Genomic DNA, 18,971 nt, shown 5'->3' with positions numbered 1-18,971 from the left:
TGACCGGAGCGCCTTTTTGTTTTTACTGCGGCTCCTGCCGGGCGATGGCCGCGGCGTAGAGCTCGTTTTTGGAAAGGCCCGTGTGGGCGGCCACCTCCCGGGCCGCGTCCTTGAGCCGCTGGCCCTGGGCCACCAGCGAGAGCACCTGCCCCACGCCCTCGTCCAGGGTGACGGGGGGCGCCTCCGGCTCCGGCGCGCCGGCCACCACCAGCACGAACTCCCCCTTGGGGGCGTTTTCCCGGTAGTAGTCCGCCGCCTGGCCCAGGGTGCACCGGAGCACCTGCTCGTGGAGCTTGGTCAGCTCCCGGCAAAGAGCCACGGAGCGGTCGGCCCCGAAGGTGTCCCGGAGATCTTCCAGGGTGGTGAGGAGCTTGTGGGGCGCCTCGTGGAAGATCATGGTGCGCGTCTCGCCCTTCAGGGAGTCCAGGTGGGCCCGGCGGCTTTTCTTGTTGACGGTGAGGAAGCCCTCGAAGGTGAAGCGGCCCGTGGGCAGTCCGCTGACCGCCAGGGCGTTCACCGCCGCGCAGCAGCCGGGGATGGACACCACCGGCACGTCCGCTTCGGCGCACAGCCGCACCAGGTCCTCCCCCGGGTCCGAGACGGCGGGGGTGCCCGCGTCCGTCACCAGGGCGCAGCTCTCCCCGTTCAAAAGCCGCTGCAAAACCGCCTGGCCGGCGGTGACGTGGTTGTGCTCGTGGTAGCTGACCAGGGGCTTTTTGATGGAAAAGTGATTGAGCAGCTTGATGGACACCCGGGTGTCCTCCGCCGCGATAAAGTCCACCCGCTCCAGCGTCTCCACCGCCCGGGGGGAGAAGTCCCCCAGGTTGCCGATGGGGGTGGCCACCAAATACAAGGTGCCGCTCATGGCATGTCCTCCTGTTGTCTGAAATAGATGGCGTCCGCCTCCGCCGTGGGGGCGCCGGAATCTGTCTGCAAGATCAGCGGTGCCCGGAAGTCCAGCCCCGGACGGCCGCCCCGGGCGGCCTCGATGAGCACCAGGGACGGGGGCCGCTCCGGCCGGGGGCACACACTCCGCAGTCCCTTGGGCTCCAGCCCCGCCTCCCGCAGGGCGCAAAAAACGTCCGTCAGCCGCTCCGGCTTGTGGACCAGGCAGAATTTCCCGCCCCAGCGGAGAAGGTACGCCGCCGCGGCGCAAACCTGGGCCAGCGTGCACCCATCCTCGCTGCGGGCACGGCGCAGGGCGTCGCCGGCGGGAAGACGTCCGCTGCCTACGGGATAGTAGGGGGGATTGGACACCACCAGATCGAACCTGCCGGCGGGCAGCAATTCCCGGATGCGGCGGATGTCCCCCTCCAGGACGGTCAGGCGGCCCTCCAGGCCGTTCTCCGCCGTCGCCCGACGGCACAGCGCCGCCGCGTAGGGCTGGAGCTCCACCCCCGTCACCGCCAGATCCGGCTCCCGCTCCAGCAGCAGCAACGAAAGAAGCCCCGTGCCGCACCCCAGGTCGCACACCCGCATCCCCGGACGCAGCCGGGGCACCGACGCCAGGGCGAACGTGTCCGTCCCCGGGCGGAAGCAGTCCTCGTCCCAGACGAAGCGGCAGCCGCCGGGCCGGATGGCCTCCCAGTGCTCCATGCCCCTCACCTCCGTTCCATGGCTCCCATTATACCGGATGAACCGGCCCAGGGCAACAAAAAACACCGCGAGCAAAGCTCGCGGTGCTTTTATGTATCCTCGATTATTCCTCGGGGACGATGGCGCCGTTGGGGCAGGTGTCGCAGCAAGAACCGCAGTCCAGGCAGGCGGCAGCGTCGATGACGTACTGGTCATCACCCTGGCTGATAGCACCGGCGGGGCAAACGTCCGCGCAGGAGCCGCAGCTCACGCAGGCAGAAGTAATCTTGTAAGCCATTGGGAAGCACCTCCATTAGAATTGTACGTTTATTGTAGCATACATTTTTGAAAATGCAAGAGGCAGCTTCCGCCGCCGACGGGAATTTTATCAAAATTGAACGGGGACTTTCCCGGACCGCCGCCGGAAAATTTCCCGTTCACAAATTGTTTTCAAATTGGTCAAAGAAAGTCAAAAATTACCCCTTGACAATTTTTCGAAGGGTGGTATACTAGCGTCAGAACGAAAGGTTAAAGAAAGTCAAAGTCAAACAAACGACAAGACGGAAAGGGTGGTTGCAGCGTGGGTATTTCGGATTTGATTGCCAGCTTCCTCCAGGAGGGCCTGGAAGAGGCGAAGGACGGTGTGCTGGAGGTCCAGCGCAGCGACCTGGCCCAGCGCTTCAACTGCGTGCCCAGCCAGATCAACTACGTGATGAGCACCCGGTTCTCCCCGGAGCGGGGCTACATCGTGGAAAGCCGCCGGGGCGGCAACGGATACATCCGGATCACCCGGGTGCAGGTGGATCGCCAGACGCTGATGATGCACGTCATCAACTCCCTGGGGGCGAGTGTGGATCTTGCTTCGGCACGGGCCATCCTCTCCAACCTGGTCAGCGCCGGCGCCCTGGACGAGAGCCTGGGACGCACGTTCCTGGCGGCGGTGGGGGACAAGGCCCTGGCCTCCGTGCCCCGGGAAAACCGGGACCGGGTACGGGCGGACATCTTAAAGCAGGTGCTCATCCTGCAGGTGTAGCCACCGGAAGAATTTTTGACAACACAAGGCTTTTTTATAGGAGGAATCAATTATGAAATGCGAGAATTGCGGTAAGAATGAAGTTACCTTTATTTATCAGAGCAACATCAACGGACAGGTCACCGAAAAGCACCTTTGCAGCGAGTGCGCCGAGAAGCTGGGCTACACCCACAAGGCTGCGGCCCGCGCCCCGCGCATGATGCAGGGCTTCTTCGGGGACAGCTTCTTCTCAGACAGCTTCTTCGACGATTTCTTCAGCCCCATGCCCAGCCTCTTCGGCCGCATGAACCGGCTGCTGGAAAATCCCTTTGACGACTTCTTCGACACCATGCCCGCCCTGAGCGCGGCACCCAGCCAGGAGAGCGCCCAGGAGGAGAAGAAGGATGACCTGGTGGGCAAGGAGGACCAGAGCCGCTTTGCCTACATGCGTGAGATGAACGCATTGAAGCTGGAGATGAAGAAGGCCGTCCACCACGAGGACTTCGAAAAGGCCGCCCAGCTGCGGGACAAGATCCGGGCCCTGGAGGCCGAGCACAAGGAGAAAAAGGAGAGCAAGTGACGCCCTCCCTCCCACAGGAAAGAAGGTAAAGATCTATGAATGAAAATAAATTCACGCCCGGCGCCGAAGAGGCGCTGCGGCTTTCCCAGGAAGCGGCCGGTGAACTGGGCCACGGGTACGTGGGCACGGAGCACCTGCTGCTGGGACTGATCCGGGAAAACGAGGGCATCGCCCACACCGTGCTGACGGAGGCGGGCCTGACGGACGACATGATCGTGGAGATCATCAAAACCAGCGTGGGGGCGGGACTCCCCGGCGGCAACCCCGCCCAGGGCCTGACGCCCCGGGCCAAGCGGGTGGTGGAGATCGCCATGGAGGACTCCATCCGCGGCGGCTACAACTACGTTGGCACGGAGCACCTGCTGGCAGGCATTTTGCGGGAGGGCAACAACATGGCCGTCCGCATCCTGCGCACCGCCGGCGTGGACGCCAAGCACCTGTACACCGCCCTCATGGAAAAGCTCAGCAAGACCCCCCGCAGCCGCGCCGCGGAGCCCCAGGCCCGCAGCGGCGGCAAGGACGACGGCAAGAACAAGACCCTCGCTGAGTTCACCCGGGATCTGACCGCCGACGCCCGCGCCGGCAAGCTGGACCCGGTCATCGGCCGGGACCAGGAGATTCAGCGGGTCATCCAGATCCTCTCCCGCCGGTCCAAGAACAACCCCTGCCTGATCGGTGAGCCCGGCGTGGGCAAGACCGCCATCGCAGAGGGCCTGGCCCGGAAGATCGCCATGGGCGACGTGCCCGACGAGCTGCTGGACAAGCGCCTTTTGTCGTTGGACCTTTCCGGCATGGTGGCCGGCACCAAGTACCGGGGCGAATTCGAAGAGCGGATCAAGAAGCTGCTGGACGAGGTGAAGAAGTCCGGCGACGTGATCCTCTTCATCGATGAGCTCCACACCATCGTGGGCGCAGGCTCCGCCGAGGGCGCCGTGGACGCCGCCAACATCATCAAGCCCGCTCTGGGCCGGGGCGAGATCCAGGTCATCGGCGCCACCACCCTCAACGAGTACCGCAAGTATATCGAAAAGGACGCCGCCCTGGAGCGCCGGTTCCAGCCGGTGCAGGTGGGCGAGCCCAGCCGGGAGGCTTCCCTGGAGATCCTGAAGGGCCTGCGGGAGAAGTACGAGCAGCACCATAAGCTCCAGATCACCGACGAGGCCCTGGAGGCTGCCGTCAACCTCTCCGCCCGGTATATCAACGACCGCTTCCTGCCCGACAAGGCCATCGACCTGATGGACGAGGCCGCCAGCCGGGTGCGGATGGAGACCGAGGAGCTCTCCCCCGAGCTCAAGAGCCTGGAGGAGAAGATCAGCGCCCTGGTCAAGGACAAGGAAGCCGCCATTAACGCCCAGGACTACGAGAAGGCCGCCCAGCTGCGGGACATCGAAAAGGACTACCGGGAGCAGGTGGAGATCGAGCGGGACAAGCGCCGCAAGAACATGCAGCAGCACCGTCCCGTCACCGCGGAGGACATCGCCGCCGTGGTGGCCGGGTGGACCGGCATCCCCGTCACCCGTCTGACCGAGGACGAGAGCCAGCGTCTGCTGCACATGGAGGACACCCTCCATGCCCGTGTGGTGGGCCAGGACGAGGCCGTGAAGGCCGTGGCCCGGGCCATCCGCCGGGGCCGTGTGGGATTGAAGGACCCCAAGCGCCCCATCGGCTCGTTTTTGTTCCTTGGCCCCACCGGCGTTGGCAAGACCGAGCTTTGCAAGTCCCTGGCCGAGGCCATGTTCGGCGACGAGAACGCCATGATCCGGATCGATATGTCCGAGTACATGGAGCGCCACACAGTCTCCCGTCTCATCGGTTCCCCTCCGGGATACGTGGGTCACGAGGAGGGCGGCCAGCTGACCGAGAAGGTCCGCAGAAAGCCCTACTCCGTGGTGCTGTTCGATGAGATCGAAAAAGCCCACGAGGACGTGTGGAACGTGCTGCTGCAGATCCTGGACGACGGCCGGATCACCGACTCCCAGGGCCGCACCGTGGACTTCAAGAACACGGTCATCGTCATGACCAGCAACATCGGCGCCAAGAGCCTGACCGCCGCCGCAGGGAAGCTGGGCTTCTCCGCGGAGGACAAGAACGCCGCCGCCGACGCCGAGGCCGCCTTCCAGCGTGCCAAGGAGACGGTCATGGCGGAGCTGCGCCAGACCTTCCGGCCCGAGTTCCTCAACCGGATCGACGACATCATCGTCTTCCGCTCTCTGAGCGAGGCGGACATCCAGGAGGTTGCCCGCAGGATGCTGCGGGGCGTGTCCGCCCGGATGGAGGCCATGGGCATCCACCTGGACGCCAGCGACGAGGCGGTGGCCGAGCTTGCCAAGGAGGGCTTCGACCCCAAGTACGGCGCCCGTCCCCTGCGCCGGGCCATCCAGAGCAAGGTGGAGGACGCTGTAGCCGAGAAGATGCTCGACGGCACCCTGGCCTCCGGCGATACCGCCCACCTGACGGTGGAGGACGACAAGCTCTGCATCGAAAAGTAAGGCAAAAAGACCTGCCGCTTACGCGGCAGGCCTTTTTTTTGTGCTCGGTCCCGGGCGGCGTCCGGGCCGGGGGAGGGGCCCGCGCCGGGACGGTACCGGCGGACGGTTTTCCGGGGCGCTCCGGCGTCCGGCGGCGCGGACCCGGGACGGTACCGGCTTTCGGCGGGGGCGCTGGCCTTACAGCTGCCGCAGTGCCTCGGTGAGGGCGGTCTTGGCGTCGGTCCCCGCGTCCCGGAACTTCACCACCCGGGCCGGGCACCCCGCCGCCACCGCCCGGGGCGGCACGTCCGCCGTCACCACCGCCCCGGCGGCCACCACCGCCTCCGCGCCGATGCGCACCCCCTCCAGCACCACCGCGTTGGCCCCGATGAAGGCCCCGTCCTCCACACGTACCGGCACCGGGCAGGCGGGCTCCGCCACCCCGGAGAGCACCGCCCCCGCCCCGATGTGGCAGTTGCGGCCCACCGCGGCCCCGGACCCCACCACGGCCCCCATGTCCACCATGGTGCCCTCGCCCACCCGGGCGCCCAGGTTGATGACGGCCCCCATCAAAATGACGGCCCCCGCGCCGATCTCGGCCCCGTCCCGGATGACCGCCCCCGGCTCCACCCGGGCGGGCAGGTCCTTCAGGTCCAGCAGCGCCACGGCGGAGCGGCGCCGGTCGCACTCCACCACGCAGTCGGTGATGCGCTCCCGGTTGGCCTCCAGAATGGGGCCCAGGTCGTCCCAGTCTCCGAAGACGATATAGCTGCCCGCGCCGCCGAACACCTGCGATGCCCCGAAGTCCACCGGGGCGTCGGTGCTGACGTATACCTTCACCGGCGTCCGCTTTTCCCCGCCGGCAATGGCGTCGATGATCTCCCGCGTGTTTCGCTCTTCCATGGCTTACCCTCCCAGCAAAACGGTTTCCAGATCGTAAAAGCCGGGGGCCATCCCCGGCAGCGCCCGGGCCGCCCGCACCGCCCCGGCGGCGTAGATGTCCCGGCTCAGGGCGCGGTGGGTGAGCACCAGCTCCTCCCCGCAGCCCAGGAAGTAGACGCTGTGGGTGCCCGGCGCCGTGCCGCCCCGCAGGGCGTGGACGCCCGCCTCGTCCCGGCTGCGGCCGCACTCTCCCCGTCGGCCGTACACCGGGTGCAGCCGGCCCGCCGGGTCCGCCGCCCGCATCAGCCGCAGGGCCGTGCCGCTGGGGGCGTCGGACTTGCCCCGGTGGTGGAGCTCCGTGACCTCCACGTCGAACCCAGGGCCCAGGATTCCCGCCGCCGCCTCCGCCGCCCGGAACAGGGCGGCCGCCCCCACGGAGAAGTTGGGGCTCCACAAAACCGGCACGTGTGCCCCCAGGGCCCGCAGCTGCGCCAGCTGCCGGTCCGTAAAGCCGGTGGTGCCGGAGAGCACCGGCGTGGCGGTGCGGCGGGCGTAGGCGCACAGCTCCGCCAGGGCCTCCGGCCGGGAGAAGTCCACCACCACGTCCGCCGTGCGGCCCATGCGCCCCAGCCGCTCCAGGTCGTCCCGGCCCAGCATGCCCTCCACCTGGTCCCCCAGGGCGGCGGCCGCGTCCCGGACGCACCGGCCCATGCGCCCCCGGCCGATCAGCAGATACCGCACGGCGGCCCGCCCCCCTTCCAAAAACCATGGCCCCGCCCGGGGGGCAGATGCGAAAATTTCATAGGCGTCCCTCCTGCTTTCCGGCCCGGCGGATGCATACAATAAAGGGCCGGCATGTCCCCGCCGCCGTGTCCGGCCGGCGTCGAAGCCATCCTATCAGAGGGACGCCGCGAGTCCAAGGGAAAAAAGTTCTTTCCATGGCGGACAAATGTGCTATAATGGAACATCATGGGAAAAAGGAGGGAGGACCATGGACGTGGTTTCTCATCGCAGGGCGCTGCATGCCATCCCGGAACTGGACCGGCAGCTCCCCAAGACGACGGAGTATATCAAGGAGGCGCTCGCCGGGCGCCCGTGCAAGGTGTTCTCCCCCATCGGCGGGTGCGTGTGTGCCTACTTTGACGCGGGGAAGAGCGAGACGGCGGCCTTTCGGGCGGATCTGGACGCCCTGCCCGTCCGGGAGGCCACCGGCGCCCCCTACGCCTCCACCCACCCGGGGGCCATGCACGCCTGCGGCCACGACGGCCACGCGGCCATGGTGCTGGACCTGGCGGCGCGCCTTGCCGGGGCGGAGGGCCTTCCCCGGAACGTGCTGCTCATCTTCCAGCCGGCGGAGGAGACCTCCGGCGGCGCCCGGGACGTGTGCCGGTGCGGCGTGCTGGAGCGCTACCGGGTGCGGCGGATCTTCGGGCTGCACCTGTGGCCGGGCCTGCCGGCGGGCAGTGTGTGGTCCCGGCCCGGGCCCATGATGGCCCGCTCCAGCGAGGTGACCGTCCGGGTGGAGGGCAGAAGCGTCCACCTGAGCCGGGCCGACCAGGGCCATGACGCGCTGCTGGCGGCCATGGAATACGTGCGCCGGGCCTACGACATGATGGACCAGCTCCCCCCCAAGGACCCCCGGGTGCTGCGGTTCGGCAAAATGACCGCCGGCACCGCCCGCAACGTCATCAGCGGCAGCGCGGTGCTGGAGGGCAGCCTGCGCACCTACCGCCAGGAGACGTTCGCCTTCTGCGGCCGCCAGCTGCGGGACATCGCCCGGGCTGTGGAGGCGGAGAGCGGCTGCGCCGTATCCGTGGAGCTGAGCGAGGGCAACCCCGCCGTGTGGAACCACGAGTCCCTCTATGAGCGGGTGTGCCGGGAACTGGGGGACCATGCCCCTGCCGACCTTCCCCAGCCGGTGCTGGCGGCGGAGGACTTCGCCTTTTACCAGCAGTACGTGCCCGGCGTGTTCTTCTTCCTGGGCACCGGGGACACCCCGCCCCTCCACGCGCCGGACTTCGACTTTGACGACGGGGCCGTGCTGCCGGCGGGGGCGGCGTTTCTGGAACAGCTGGCCCGGCTTCCCTGAGGGCAAAAAAACGCTCCGTACCGAAAGGTACGGAGCGTTTTGCTGTGGGCTTACAGGGACTGGATGAACCGCTCGATCCGGTCCAGGCCCTCTTTCAGGTCGGCGTCGGAGTAGCAGTAGGAAAGGCGCATGAAGCCCTCGGCGCCGAAGTGGACGCCGGGGATCAGCCCTACCAGGCCCTCCTTGAGCATCCGGGTGCAGAAGGTGGTGGAGTCCATGCCGTAGGGCCGGATGTCGATGAACATGTAGAAGGCGCCCTGGGGCTCCTCCACGGAAAGGCCCATGGCCTTGAGGCGGCCGTAGACGTAGTCCCGGCGCTTCTGGAACAGCGCCCGCACGTCCTCGGTGGGGGTGTTCAGGGCCGTGACGCAGGCCTTCTGGACGAAGGCGGGCACGGAGGTGACGGCGTACTGGTGGAACACCTGGACCCGGTCCATAACGGGGGCGTCGGCCATGGTGTAGCCCAGGCGCCAGCCGGTCATGGCGTAGGGCTTGGAGAAGCTCTGCACCACGATGACCCGGTCCCGCATGTCGGCGTACTCGGCAAAGCTGTGATACTCCGTCCCGTAGACCAGCGTCCGGTATACGTCGTCGCACACCACGAAGATGGGCTTGTCCCGGAGCACGGCGTGGATGCCGTCCAACGTCTCCCGGGTGTAGACGCAGCCGGTGGGGTTATTGGGGGAGTTGAGGACCACGGCCTTGGTCCGGGGGGTGATGGCCGCCGCCAGGGCCGCCGGGTCGATCTGGAAGTGGGTGTCCTCCGTGGGCAAAAACACCGGCACGCCGCCGCTGAGCCGCACCAGGGAGTCGTACAGGCCGAAGGCGGGGGTGGGGATGATGACCTCGTCGCCGGGGTTGAGGATGGCGGTCAGGCTCACGTAGAGGCCCTCCGTGGCGCCCACGGTGACGATGATCTCATGGGACGGGTCGTAGGAAAGGCCGTGGGATTCGCGCTCGAAGCGGGAGATGGCCTCCAGCAGGTAGGGGTAGCCGTTGCCCGGGGGATAGTGGGTGTCGCCGGCGTCCAGGGAGGCCTTGGCGGCGTCCCGGATGGCCTGGGGGGTGTCCAGGTCCGGCTCGCCGATGGTCAGTGCGCAGGCGCCGGGGGTGTCCTGCACCAGGTAGGTGAACTGGCGGATGCCGGACAGCTCCACGTTCATCACGGCGTTGTTCATTGTTAGCTTCATGGCTCTCACGCTCCTTTATGGTATGAAATCCAGTATAGGACGGGAAAAAACCGTTGTCAACGGACGTTGTATCCAAAAAAAGGCAGTCCCCCGCGGGACTGCCTTTTTTCTCTCAGGAGGCTGTGCCGGTATCTGCGGCGTCGGCACCGTCGCTTGCCGCGCCGGCAACGGATGCGTCGGCGCTCTCGCCCTCAAACCGGAAGCCGGTGGCGGGCACGATGCCGTTTTCCGGGAACTGGGCGCCCTCCAGGGTGAAGTCGTACCAGATGTGGTCCCCCACGTCCAGCAGCACCGCACGGGGCACCTCGGCGGCGTCGAAGTCCAGATAGCCCAGGGAGTCCCGCATGCGCACATAGAAGTGGGTGTTGCCGTCGATGACGCTGGTGCGGATCTCCGCCACCACGCCGTCCTGGGTGCGCGCCTCCCCGCCGGAGACGGAGGCCTCGCCGGCGGCGATGATGCCCGCGTGGGCCAGGGCCTGGCGGTAGTTGGCCTCGCAGGCGGCCAGGGTCTGGCCCGTCTCCACGATCTGATACTGCTCCACGTTCACCATGGCGTACATCTTCACAAGGCCGTCGTCGCCCTTGAGGGCCATGAAGTAGGTGGGCTGGTCCGCGATGTTCAGCAGCAGGGGGAACGTGGCCTCATAGCGCATCTGCTGGACCTGGCTCTGGGCCGAGGCCATGGCGGAGGTCTCCGTGGCGCCGGCCACCGGGTAGAAGTGGGTCTCCTTGGTGCGCTGGTTGGAGAGGATGAAGCCGATGTTGGACTGGTCGGAGGTGACGGAGGTGACGCCGGTGTACATGTACACGTCGTCGTCGATGGCGATATAGTTCCACCCGTCGGTGGTCAGCGTCACGTCCCGCTGGCCGAACATGGAGTTCAAAAAGCCGTTGTGGTACTGGCCGTAGTAGTCGTACTGCTCCATGATGAGGTCGGAGGAGTACACCCGGTCCACCCAGCTGGGCACCTCCTCGTAGTAGGTGCACTCGCCGGTGACGGCGTTGACCAGCACCGCGCCCTGTACGTCCGTGCCGCCGAAGAGGCCGATGGTCTTCACCAGCCGGGAGCACACCCAGTAGGGCGTGCCGGACTCGTCGATCTCAAAGACCGGCTCGTCGAACATATAGGTGGGGTAGTGGAACCGCAGGTGCCGGTAGAGGTTGCGGCCGAAGTGCTCGGCGGTGGTGTACTTCATGCCCTCGTCCAGCCGGACGATCTCCGCCTCCTGGGTCACCATGTCGATGACGATATAGGCGGGCAGGCCCTCCGAGCGGTTGGTGAACCACTTGATGAGGTCCCCGTAGGCAAGGGAGGTGACCCGCACCGGCCGGCCCTGGTAGTTGATCTGGTTGTAGGTGGGCAGGATCTCGAACTGGGACACCATGTCGCTCAGCTCGCCCAGCTTCCGGCTGCCCAGCCTTGCGGCGGAGTCCGCGTCCAGCATGGGGATCTGGTCGTAGGAGATCTCCTCGATGTCGGCGGTGAAGTCCCCGCTCTCGATGGGCAGGAGCTTACTGTAGGACCCGGCCCGCAGCACCACCCAGGAGGAGAGGGACCCCACGGCGATGACGGCGATCATGGCGATGAAGACGAAGAAGGGCACCGTGCACTGCTTTTTCACAAAGCCCACGTATCCCTTGACCCCCTCCCCCTGGAACCCGGAGGTGAGGACGGCGGTGACGCAGTACACCGCGCACAGCAGGAAGAGGAACACGTAGAACTCCTCGGCGTGGAGGTTGATGGGGGGGAGCTCTGCGTAGAAGTAGACCAGGCCGAACACCGCCGTCACCGCCAGGTTCAAAAGGGTGCGGGTGAAGGCGTTGCCGATGGGCTTGCGGGCCTTGCGGGGCCGCCGCTGGGGCTGCTGGGTACCGTCGGCGCCGGGGCGGAAGCCGCCGGAAAAGCCGCCGAAGTTGAATACGAAGGGCATGGAGCATCTCCTTTCCGTGATCGATCCATAAAGATAGCAACCATGATACAGGAAAAGTGTGAATAAATCAAGTTTGCCCGAAAAATCCCCGGCGGGCTGTGGAAAAAATTGGGCACCTTCACAAAAATTCAGGGTAAAAATCTGTACCCTGCGCCCCCGCTTTCCGTTGCCCGGGGGCGGGGGTTGTGGTATCGTAAAAGCAACCAAATAAGGGGGGATGGACATGCTGGCACTGGACTTCATCAACGTGGGCAACGGCGATTCCATTCTGGTGCGGGAGATGGAGGGCGGCGTCACCCGGTACGCCATGCTGGTGGACTGCGGTCACGACGCCCTGGAGCGGGACGACCATCCGCCGGTGGGGGACGCGCGCTCCTGCCGGATCTACGCCGGGGACTTCCTGGCGGGGCTGGGGGTGGAGCGGCTGGACCTGCTGCTCATCACCCACTTCCACCGGGACCACATCGGGGGCCTGGGGCGCCTTCTGGACCGGGTGACGGTGGACGAGCTGGCCGCCCCCTACATTCCGCCCCTGTGCCCGGCACCGCTGGACCCGGACGGGGACAACGGCCTTCCCAAGGCCGCCCGGAACGTGCTGCGGTGCGTGGAGATGTACGCCCGGGCCCTGGCGGACCACCCGGGACGGGTGGGCCACTGCACGGAGCTCTCCGGCCGGCGGACGGAGTGCTGGCAGCTGACGCCCCAATTGCGCATGGACATCCTCTTCGGGGAGCCCGCCCTCTACCCCCGGCAGCGATCCCTCTACGACGCCGCCTTCGCCGGGGCACGGGACGGCTACGGCCTGGTGCACTGGGGCAAGTCCATGAACGTGTCCAGCCTGCGCCAGCGGCTCTACTACCACGGCCATGAGGTCGTCCTGGGAGGCGACGCCTACGCCCACATGTGGGAGACGGACACGTCCACCCCCTGCGACATTTTGAAGGTGCCCCACCACGCGTCCCTGTCCTCCACCACCCGCAAGCTTTTGAACCTGCTGCGGCCCAAGACGGCGGTGGTGTCCGTGGCGGCGGGACGGCCCGACGAGCGGCCCCACCCCTACATCATCTCCCTGCTGCGGGAGTACGTCCAGGAGCTGTACTTCACCGACGCCGTGTCCATCCCGGGGCTGGTGGAGCCGGTGTATCACCAGAGCGTCCACCTGGAGATCGAATAACCCCGGGCACGCCGCCCGGAGATCGAATCAGCGAAGCGCCGGCCCGCCGGGGCCGGCGCTTTTTTTGCCCGGGGAGCGGGGGACCCGTCCGGGAAGGGGAGCGCAGGCAGGGCGCGGCCCGGAATCAGCGCAGAAAAAGACCGGCCCGAAGGCCGGTCTTTTCGTATGTGGGGGATCAGGCCGCGGCCATCTTGCGGGCCTTGGCTTCCATCTTGTTGCGGACCACGTCGATGGTGACCGCCAGGATGATGACGGCGCCGATGACGATGTACTGGATATCGTTGGAGGCGCCGGCCAGGTTCAGACCGTTGCGGATGACGGCCATCAGCAGCGCGCCGATCAGGGTGCCCCAGATGGTGCCCTTGCCGCCGGTGAAGGAGGCGCCGCCCACGATGCACGCGGCGATGGCGTCGTTATCGTAGGTGGAGCCGGCGTTGGCGTTGGCGGAGGCCAGACGGCCCACGGACACGACACCGGCAAGACCTGCCATGAAGCCGGAGAGAGTGTACACGAAGGTCAGCACGTTCTTGGAGGGGATGCCGGACAGGCGGGCCGCCTCGGGGTTGCCGCCGCAGCAGTAGATCTGACGGCCCAGGGCGGACTTCTTCAGGAAGATGTCGAACAGGATGAACACCACGATGACCAGGATGAAGCTGAAGGGGATGCCGGGGAAGTCCAGCTTGCCGTCGGCGTCATAGGTCTTGAAGAGGGACTCGCCGCCGATCCACATGAGGGTGTCCACGCCCTGGTTGGTAAAGCCGATGGACTTGGACCCGGTGATGACCAGCGCGATGCCCAGCAGCACGTTCTTCATGCCCATGGTGGACACGAAGGGGTGGGGCAGGTCCAGCCGGGTCAGCAGCGTGCCGTTGATGAAGCCGGCGAAGGTGCTCACCGCCAGGCCGCAGACGGCCAGCAAAAAGGCGTTGGTGATGCCGAAGCTCTGCATGAGCACGCCGATGGTGCAGGTGCACAGCACGCAGTTGGAGCCCACGGACAGGTCAATGCCGGCGGTAATCAGGGCGCAGAGCATACCGGAGGCGATCAGGCAGTTGATGGATGCCTGCTTGAGGATGTTCATGATGTTGGAGATGCGGGGGAACTTGTCGGGCATGGCGATCCAGAAAATGGCCACCAGAATAATGAGCGCCAGCAGCGTACTGAGCTTTTGCAGCAGCTCTTTTGCGGAATTGTTCTTTTTCATATCAGTCTAACTCTCCTCCCCAGGCCGCTTTCATGATGTCTTCAGAGTTGAAGTGCGGAGTGTCACGGTCGATGTTGGCCATGACCCGGCCGCCCCGCATGACCACCACGTGGTCGCTCATGGCCAGGATCTCCGGCAGCTCGGAGGAGACCATGATCACACACTTTCCCGCCTTGACCAGGTCGTTCATCACGTGGTAGACCTCGATCTTGGCGCCCACGTCGATGCCGCGGGTGGGCTCGTCGAAGATGAAGATGTCCGCGTCGGTGTTGACCCACTTGCCGATGACCACCTTTTGCTGGTTGCCGCCGGAAAGCTGGGCGGTGACCTCGTCGAGAGACGGGGTCTTGATCTTCAGGGAATCCACATTGTCCTGTCCGGCCTTCTCGATGCGGGCCTTGTCCAGGAACGGGCCGTTGCAAAAGCCCTTCATGTTGGCCAGGATCAGGTTGGTCCGCACGTCCAGGGACAGCACCAGGCCCTGGCCCTTGCGGTCCTCGGTCAGGAAGGCGATCTTCTTCTTGATGGCGTCCTTGGGAGTCTTTATATGTACTTTTTCGCCCTTGACATAGATCTCGCCGCTGTCGAGCTTGTCGGCGCCGAAAATGGCCCGCATGGTCTCGGTGCGGCCTGCGCCCACCAGTCCGGCAAAGCCGGTGATCTGGCCGGCGTGGGCCTGGAAGGAAACGTCGTGGAGGACGCCGAATTCGTTGAGATTCTTGGCCTCCAGCCACACGTCGCCCTTGACGCCGAATTCCTTGGGATACAGGTTATCCAGCGTCCGGCCCACCATGGCGGTGATCAGGGAGTCCTCCGTCATGTCGGCGATGTCCTTGGTGACGATGTGCTCGCCGTCGCGCATGACGGTGACACGGTCGCAGAGCTCAAAGAGTTCTTCCAATTTATGAGAGACAAACAAGATGGCCACGCCCTTGGCCTTCAGGCCCCGGACCGTCTCCATCAGCTGCTCGATCTCCTCTTTTCCCAGAGAGGAGGTGGGTTCGTCCATAATGATGAGCTTGGCGTCCAGGGAAACAGCCTTGGCGATCTCCACCATCTGCTGCTGGCCAACGCCCAGCTTGCCGCATTCCATTTTTACATCGATCTCGGGGTGACCCAGGGTTTTGAGGGCCTCGGCGGCCTCCCGGTGCATTCTGGGATAGTCCAGAAGCAGGCCCTTTTTCACGGCGCGCCCCATGAAAACATTATCCGTAACAGGCAGTTGCTTGACAATGTTCAGCTCCTGGTACACACAGGCGATTCCCGCCTCCCGGGACTGAACAGGGTTCTTGAAAACGACCTTCTGGCCGTCTACGAAGATGTCTCCCTCCTCCGGAGTGTGGACGCCGGTGAGCACCTTGATGAGGGTGGACTTGCCCGCGCCGTTCTCTCCGATCAGACCGTGGATCTCACCGGGTCTGATGCCAATGGACATATTTTTCAATGCGACGACACCAGGAAAACGTTTGGTAATATTTTTCAGTTCGACGACATACTCGCTCATGGAATTACCTCGTTTCTTTCCTGATTTGTGCACCTCCCCGCCCTGGGGCGGGGGAGACGAAGATATGGCGGCAGAAACGATTCTGCCGCCATATCTTATCCGTTTTCAGCTATGCAGCGACAATGCAGTTTTCAAAGCAGAGCGCTTAGCCCTTCATGGCTGCCAGGCTGTCCAGGTACTCCTGGCCGTTCTCAGCGGTGACCACCTCAACGGGGGCGTTGATGGTCGCTTCCACATCCTCGTCGTTGATGGCCTTCACAGCGGCCTCGACGACCTGATAGCCCATCTCATAGGGCTGCTGGGCCACGGTGGCCTTGACCATCTCGCCGGCCAGGATCAGATCCACGGCGGACTGGTTGCCGTCAAAGCCCACGATGGTCATGTCGGACACGCCGGCGTTCTTGCAGGCGTTCATGGCGCCGATGGCGGTGTCGTCGTTGTGGCACAGGACGATGTCGATCTGGTCGGGATAGGCGTTGAGCAGATCCTCCATGGTCTTGGTGGCGCCGTCGGTGGTGTTCTGACCGGACAGAGCAGCCAGGACGGTCACGCCGGCCTCTTCGCAGGCCTCTTCATAGCCCTGACGGCGCATGTTGGAGGTGTTGTCGCCTTCCTGGCCGTAGATGATGACGGCGTTGGCGCCTTCGCCGACCTGCTCAGCAGCCCACAGGCCGCCCTGCTTGGCAGCGTCCACGTTGGAGGTGCCCACGAAGGAGGTCTGACCCTCGATGCCCACGTTGGTGTCCACGGACAGCACGGGGATGCCGGCGTCCAGGGCGGCCTGCAGGGCACCGGCGGCAGCGCCGGCGTCGTTGGGGGCGCAGACGATGGCGTCGCAGCCGGCGCCGATCTGCTGCTCGATCATAGCGACCTGACCCTCGATGTCGCTCTCAGCGCCGGGGCCGACCACGGTGACCTTGATGCCCAGGTCCTTCTCAGCGGCCTTGCAGCCGGCTTCCACGTAGCCCCAGTACTCGGAGGCCAGGGTCTTCAGAACGACGGCGACCTCGATGTCGCTGGTGGCGCCGCCCTCTTCTTCAGTGGCGGGAGTTTCTTCTTCAGCGGGAGTGTCCTCTTTCTGGCCGCAGGCTACCAGAGACAGCGCCATGACCAGTGCAAGAGCCAGAGCAAAAAACTTCTTCATGTACTTCTTTCTCCTTTTCATTCAAAATTCCGGAGGCGGGATGCATAAAAAACAGACAGGCCGGTCCGGTAAATCTGTATGGATTGTAGCATCAAACGGAAATTCAAGTCAATAGGTTGCACAATTTATGTGGATTCTCACAGAAAGCTGTTGTGCATTTTTGGGTAATACCACAAGCTTCCTGAAAGGAGGCACAAAAACAGAGCCCAAATTTTACACACATTTTACACAACCGCCGCCGGTGAATAAAAAATACGTACACTTGTACGCCAATGAAGGACAGGTAATCGACTGCCTGCCCATAGCCCGGGGAATGACGGGGGACTGTCATATCCATAAAAAAATGGGGAAGCCCTTTGGCTAAATCGGAAAAAATCCGCCGCCGGCCGGAAAAAGCGTTGATTTTTGGACGAGACGATGATACTTTTTAGTAAGTGAAAACGCTTGCGGCGTTTGCCTTTTGTGTGCGGATTTGTGTGAACGGACACAGAGTGCCGGAGCGTTGGGACACGGCGCCCGCTCCGCGGCCGCCGAATCTGAAAATCATCATGATTAAGGAGGACGTTTCCCATGTTCGATCAGAACCACGTATTCCTTGGTATCGCACCCATCGGCTGGTGCAACGACGATATGCCGGAGCTGGGCGGGGAGAATACCTTCCAGCAGATTGTCAGCGAGATGGCCCTGGCGGGCTTCACCGGCTGCGAGATCGGCAACAAGTACCCCACCGACCCCGCCGAGCTGAAAAAGGCCCTGGACCTGCGGGGCATGCGCATCGCCAGCCGCTGGTACTCCTCGTTCATCCTGACCCGCCCCTTTGAGGAGGAGGAGAAGGACTTTGTCGCCAACCTGGACTTCCTGGCCGCCGTGGGCGCCAACCACATCAACGTCAGCGAGCAGAGCTACTCCATCCAGGGCCAGGTGGACACCCCCATCCTCACCGGCGGCCACAAGCACGTCATGAACGACGCCGAGTGGGACCGCTTCTGCGACGGCCTCAACAAGCTGGGCAAGATCGCCTCTGACCGGGGCTTCAAGCTCTGCTACCACCACCACATGGGCACCGTGGTCCAGACCAGCGAGGAGACGGACCGCATGATGTCCAACACCGATCCCCGGTACGTGTTCCTCTGCTACGACACCGGCCACTTCACCTTCGCCGGCGAGGACCCCCTGACCATGCTGAAAAAGTATGTGGACCGGGTGGGCCACGTCCACCTGAAGGACATGCGTCTGCCGGTAGTCGAGGAGGCCCGGAAGAACAACTGGTCCTTCCTCCAGTCCGTCCGCAACGGCGCCTTCACCGTCCCCGGCGACGGCGACGTGGACTTCGACCCCGTGTTCAAGGTCCTGGCCGACGCCGGCTACCAGGGCTGGCTGCTGGTGGAGGCCGAGCAGGACCCTGCCAAGGCCAATCCTCTGGAGTACGCCATGAAGGGCCGCAAGTACATCCGGGAGCACACGGGCCTGTAAGACCCGTCCGGGGGCGGAGGCTCCCGCGGCAAAGTCATTTTCCCACCGCAATTCAAAATAGGAGATGTTTCCGATGACCTATTTTAACAAAAACGAGGAACTGAAAAACGGGTACAACGCCTATATCGACTCCTCCGTGGACGACATGGGCACCCAGATGGACATCGGCCTTCTGCTGATGGAAAAGGGCGACACCTTCACCTTCGAAGAGGCGGAAAAGGAGATCGCCGTGCTGCTGTTCGCCGGCAGCGTCACCTACGAGTGGAACGGCAAGACCTGCGAGGCCGACCGGCCCGACTGCTTCCACCACGAGGCCTTCTGCCTTTTGGCGCCCCGGGGCACCAAGATCACCCTCACCGCCCACGACCACAGCGAGCTCTATATCCAGAAGACCGTCAACGAGCGTGACTACGAGGCGGTCATGTACACCCCCGAGACCGTCCAGACCCAGCACGCCGGCTGCAACGGCGAGCTGCTGGGCTGCATGGAGCGGGAGATCAAGACCTTCTTCGACCACGACAACGCGCCCTTTTCCAACATGGTGCTGGGCGAAGTGCTGAACCACCCCGGCAAGTGGTCCTCCTATCCGCCGCACCATCATCCTCAGCCCGAGGTGTATTTCTATCGCTTCGACTATCCCCAGGGCTTCGGCGCCGGCTTTGCCAACGGCGAGATCTACAAGACCGGCCACAACGGCTGCGCCGTCATCAACCACGGCTTCCACTCCCAGACCGCCGCGCCCG

17 protein-coding genes are annotated in these 18,971 nt (G+C 64.7%); 7 read left to right on the top strand and 10 right to left on the bottom strand.

Annotated features, from left to right (window positions below):
- Window positions 1–22: 22 nt before the first annotated feature.
- The 3 genes from rsmI to QZS13_RS03885 form a co-directional block, all read right to left on the bottom strand.
- A complete protein-coding gene (rsmI, locus tag QZS13_RS03895; protein ID WP_295585725.1) occupies window positions 23–865 on the bottom strand; it encodes a 16S rRNA (cytidine(1402)-2'-O)-methyltransferase in 843 nt (280 codons plus the stop codon).
- Complete coding sequence (locus QZS13_RS03890) at window positions 862–1,596, bottom strand: tRNA1(Val) (adenine(37)-N6)-methyltransferase (RefSeq protein WP_295585722.1); 735 nt, start codon at window positions 1,594–1,596, stop codon at window positions 862–864. Before QZS13_RS03890 ends, rsmI begins: the two co-directional genes overlap by 4 nt.
- A 103-nt stretch (window positions 1,597–1,699) precedes the next feature.
- Window positions 1,700–1,873 carry a DUF362 domain-containing protein gene (locus QZS13_RS03885; RefSeq protein WP_295585718.1) on the bottom strand — a complete coding sequence of 58 codons (174 nt, stop codon included), beginning with the start codon at window positions 1,871–1,873 and terminating at the stop codon, window positions 1,700–1,702.
- Between the two features lie 282 nt (window positions 1,874–2,155).
- Here QZS13_RS03885 and QZS13_RS03880 point away from each other — a divergent pair, with 282 nt between their 5' ends.
- The 3 genes from QZS13_RS03880 to QZS13_RS03870 are packed head-to-tail and all read left to right on the top strand — an operon-like array spanning window position 2,156 to window position 5,656.
- Entirely contained in the window at window positions 2,156–2,608 is a 453-nt protein-coding gene (locus tag QZS13_RS03880) for a CtsR family transcriptional regulator (RefSeq protein WP_295585715.1), read from the top strand.
- Window positions 2,609–2,660: 52 nt separating this feature from the next.
- The gene (locus QZS13_RS03875) at window positions 2,661–3,167 is read left to right on the top strand and encodes a UvrB/UvrC motif-containing protein (RefSeq protein WP_295585712.1); all 507 of its coding nucleotides are present in this window, start codon (window positions 2,661–2,663) and stop codon (window positions 3,165–3,167) included.
- A 35-nt stretch (window positions 3,168–3,202) separates the two neighbouring features.
- Window positions 3,203–5,656 carry an ATP-dependent Clp protease ATP-binding subunit gene (locus QZS13_RS03870; protein WP_295585708.1) on the top strand — a complete coding sequence of 818 codons (2,454 nt, stop codon included), beginning with the start codon at window positions 3,203–3,205 and terminating at the stop codon, window positions 5,654–5,656.
- Between the two features lie 177 nt (window positions 5,657–5,833).
- Here QZS13_RS03870 and dapD read toward each other — a convergent pair whose 3' ends face one another.
- Together dapD and dapB are read right to left on the bottom strand one after the other, a co-directional pair.
- On the bottom strand, window positions 5,834–6,538 hold the full coding sequence (gene dapD, locus QZS13_RS03865) for a 2,3,4,5-tetrahydropyridine-2,6-dicarboxylate N-acetyltransferase (RefSeq protein WP_295585705.1): 705 nt from the start codon (window positions 6,536–6,538) through the stop codon (window positions 5,834–5,836).
- 3 nt (window positions 6,539–6,541) lie between these two features.
- Complete coding sequence (gene dapB / locus QZS13_RS03860) at window positions 6,542–7,258, bottom strand: 4-hydroxy-tetrahydrodipicolinate reductase (RefSeq protein WP_295585703.1); 717 nt, start codon at window positions 7,256–7,258, stop codon at window positions 6,542–6,544.
- 250 nt (window positions 7,259–7,508) lie between these two features.
- On the opposite strand from dapB, the gene QZS13_RS03855 reads away from it, so the two are divergent.
- Window positions 7,509–8,606 (top strand): M20 family metallopeptidase, encoded by a 1,098-nt coding sequence (locus QZS13_RS03855; protein ID WP_295585701.1) that lies wholly within the window; start codon window positions 7,509–7,511, stop codon window positions 8,604–8,606.
- 50 nt (window positions 8,607–8,656) lie between these two features.
- Here QZS13_RS03855 and QZS13_RS03850 read toward each other — a convergent pair whose 3' ends face one another.
- Window positions 8,657–9,796 carry a pyridoxal phosphate-dependent aminotransferase gene (locus QZS13_RS03850; RefSeq protein WP_295585699.1) on the bottom strand — a complete coding sequence of 380 codons (1,140 nt, stop codon included), beginning with the start codon at window positions 9,794–9,796 and terminating at the stop codon, window positions 8,657–8,659.
- A gap of 112 nt (window positions 9,797–9,908) precedes the next feature.
- On the bottom strand, window positions 9,909–11,729 hold the full coding sequence (locus QZS13_RS03845) for a CvpA family protein (RefSeq protein ID WP_295585698.1): 1,821 nt from the start codon (window positions 11,727–11,729) through the stop codon (window positions 9,909–9,911).
- A gap of 223 nt (window positions 11,730–11,952) precedes the next feature.
- On the opposite strand from QZS13_RS03845, the gene QZS13_RS03840 reads away from it, so the two are divergent.
- Entirely contained in the window at window positions 11,953–12,903 is a 951-nt protein-coding gene (locus QZS13_RS03840; RefSeq protein ID WP_295585696.1) for a ComEC/Rec2 family competence protein, read from the top strand.
- A 175-nt stretch (window positions 12,904–13,078) separates the two neighbouring features.
- On the opposite strand, the gene QZS13_RS03835 is transcribed toward QZS13_RS03840, so the two are convergent.
- From QZS13_RS03835 to QZS13_RS03825, 3 genes are all read right to left on the bottom strand, one after another.
- Entirely contained in the window at window positions 13,079–14,107 is a 1,029-nt protein-coding gene (locus QZS13_RS03835) for an ABC transporter permease (protein ID WP_295585694.1), read from the bottom strand.
- 1 nt (window position 14,108) lies between these two features.
- The gene (locus QZS13_RS03830; RefSeq protein WP_295585692.1) at window positions 14,109–15,611 is read right to left on the bottom strand and encodes a sugar ABC transporter ATP-binding protein; all 1,503 of its coding nucleotides are present in this window, start codon (window positions 15,609–15,611) and stop codon (window positions 14,109–14,111) included.
- 145 nt (window positions 15,612–15,756) lie between these two features.
- The gene (locus QZS13_RS03825) at window positions 15,757–16,755 is read right to left on the bottom strand and encodes a sugar ABC transporter substrate-binding protein (protein ID WP_295585690.1); all 999 of its coding nucleotides are present in this window, start codon (window positions 16,753–16,755) and stop codon (window positions 15,757–15,759) included.
- Window positions 16,756–17,325: 570 nt separating this feature from the next.
- Here QZS13_RS03825 and iolE point away from each other — a divergent pair.
- Window positions 17,326–18,228 (top strand): myo-inosose-2 dehydratase, encoded by a 903-nt coding sequence (gene iolE / locus QZS13_RS03820; protein WP_295585688.1) that lies wholly within the window; start codon window positions 17,326–17,328, stop codon window positions 18,226–18,228.
- Between the two features lie 73 nt (window positions 18,229–18,301).
- A partial coding sequence (locus QZS13_RS03815; protein WP_295585686.1) for a 5-deoxy-glucuronate isomerase occupies window positions 18,302–18,971 on the top strand: 670 nt, incomplete at its 3' end.

It is taken from the genome of uncultured Oscillibacter sp., from assembly GCF_900546705.1.
In the GTDB taxonomy this organism is placed as follows: Bacteria; Bacillota; Clostridia; order Oscillospirales; family Oscillospiraceae; genus Oscillibacter.
The sequence above is the reverse complement of the archived record's forward strand: the minus strand, read 5'-3'. Positions and strand labels throughout refer to the sequence as shown.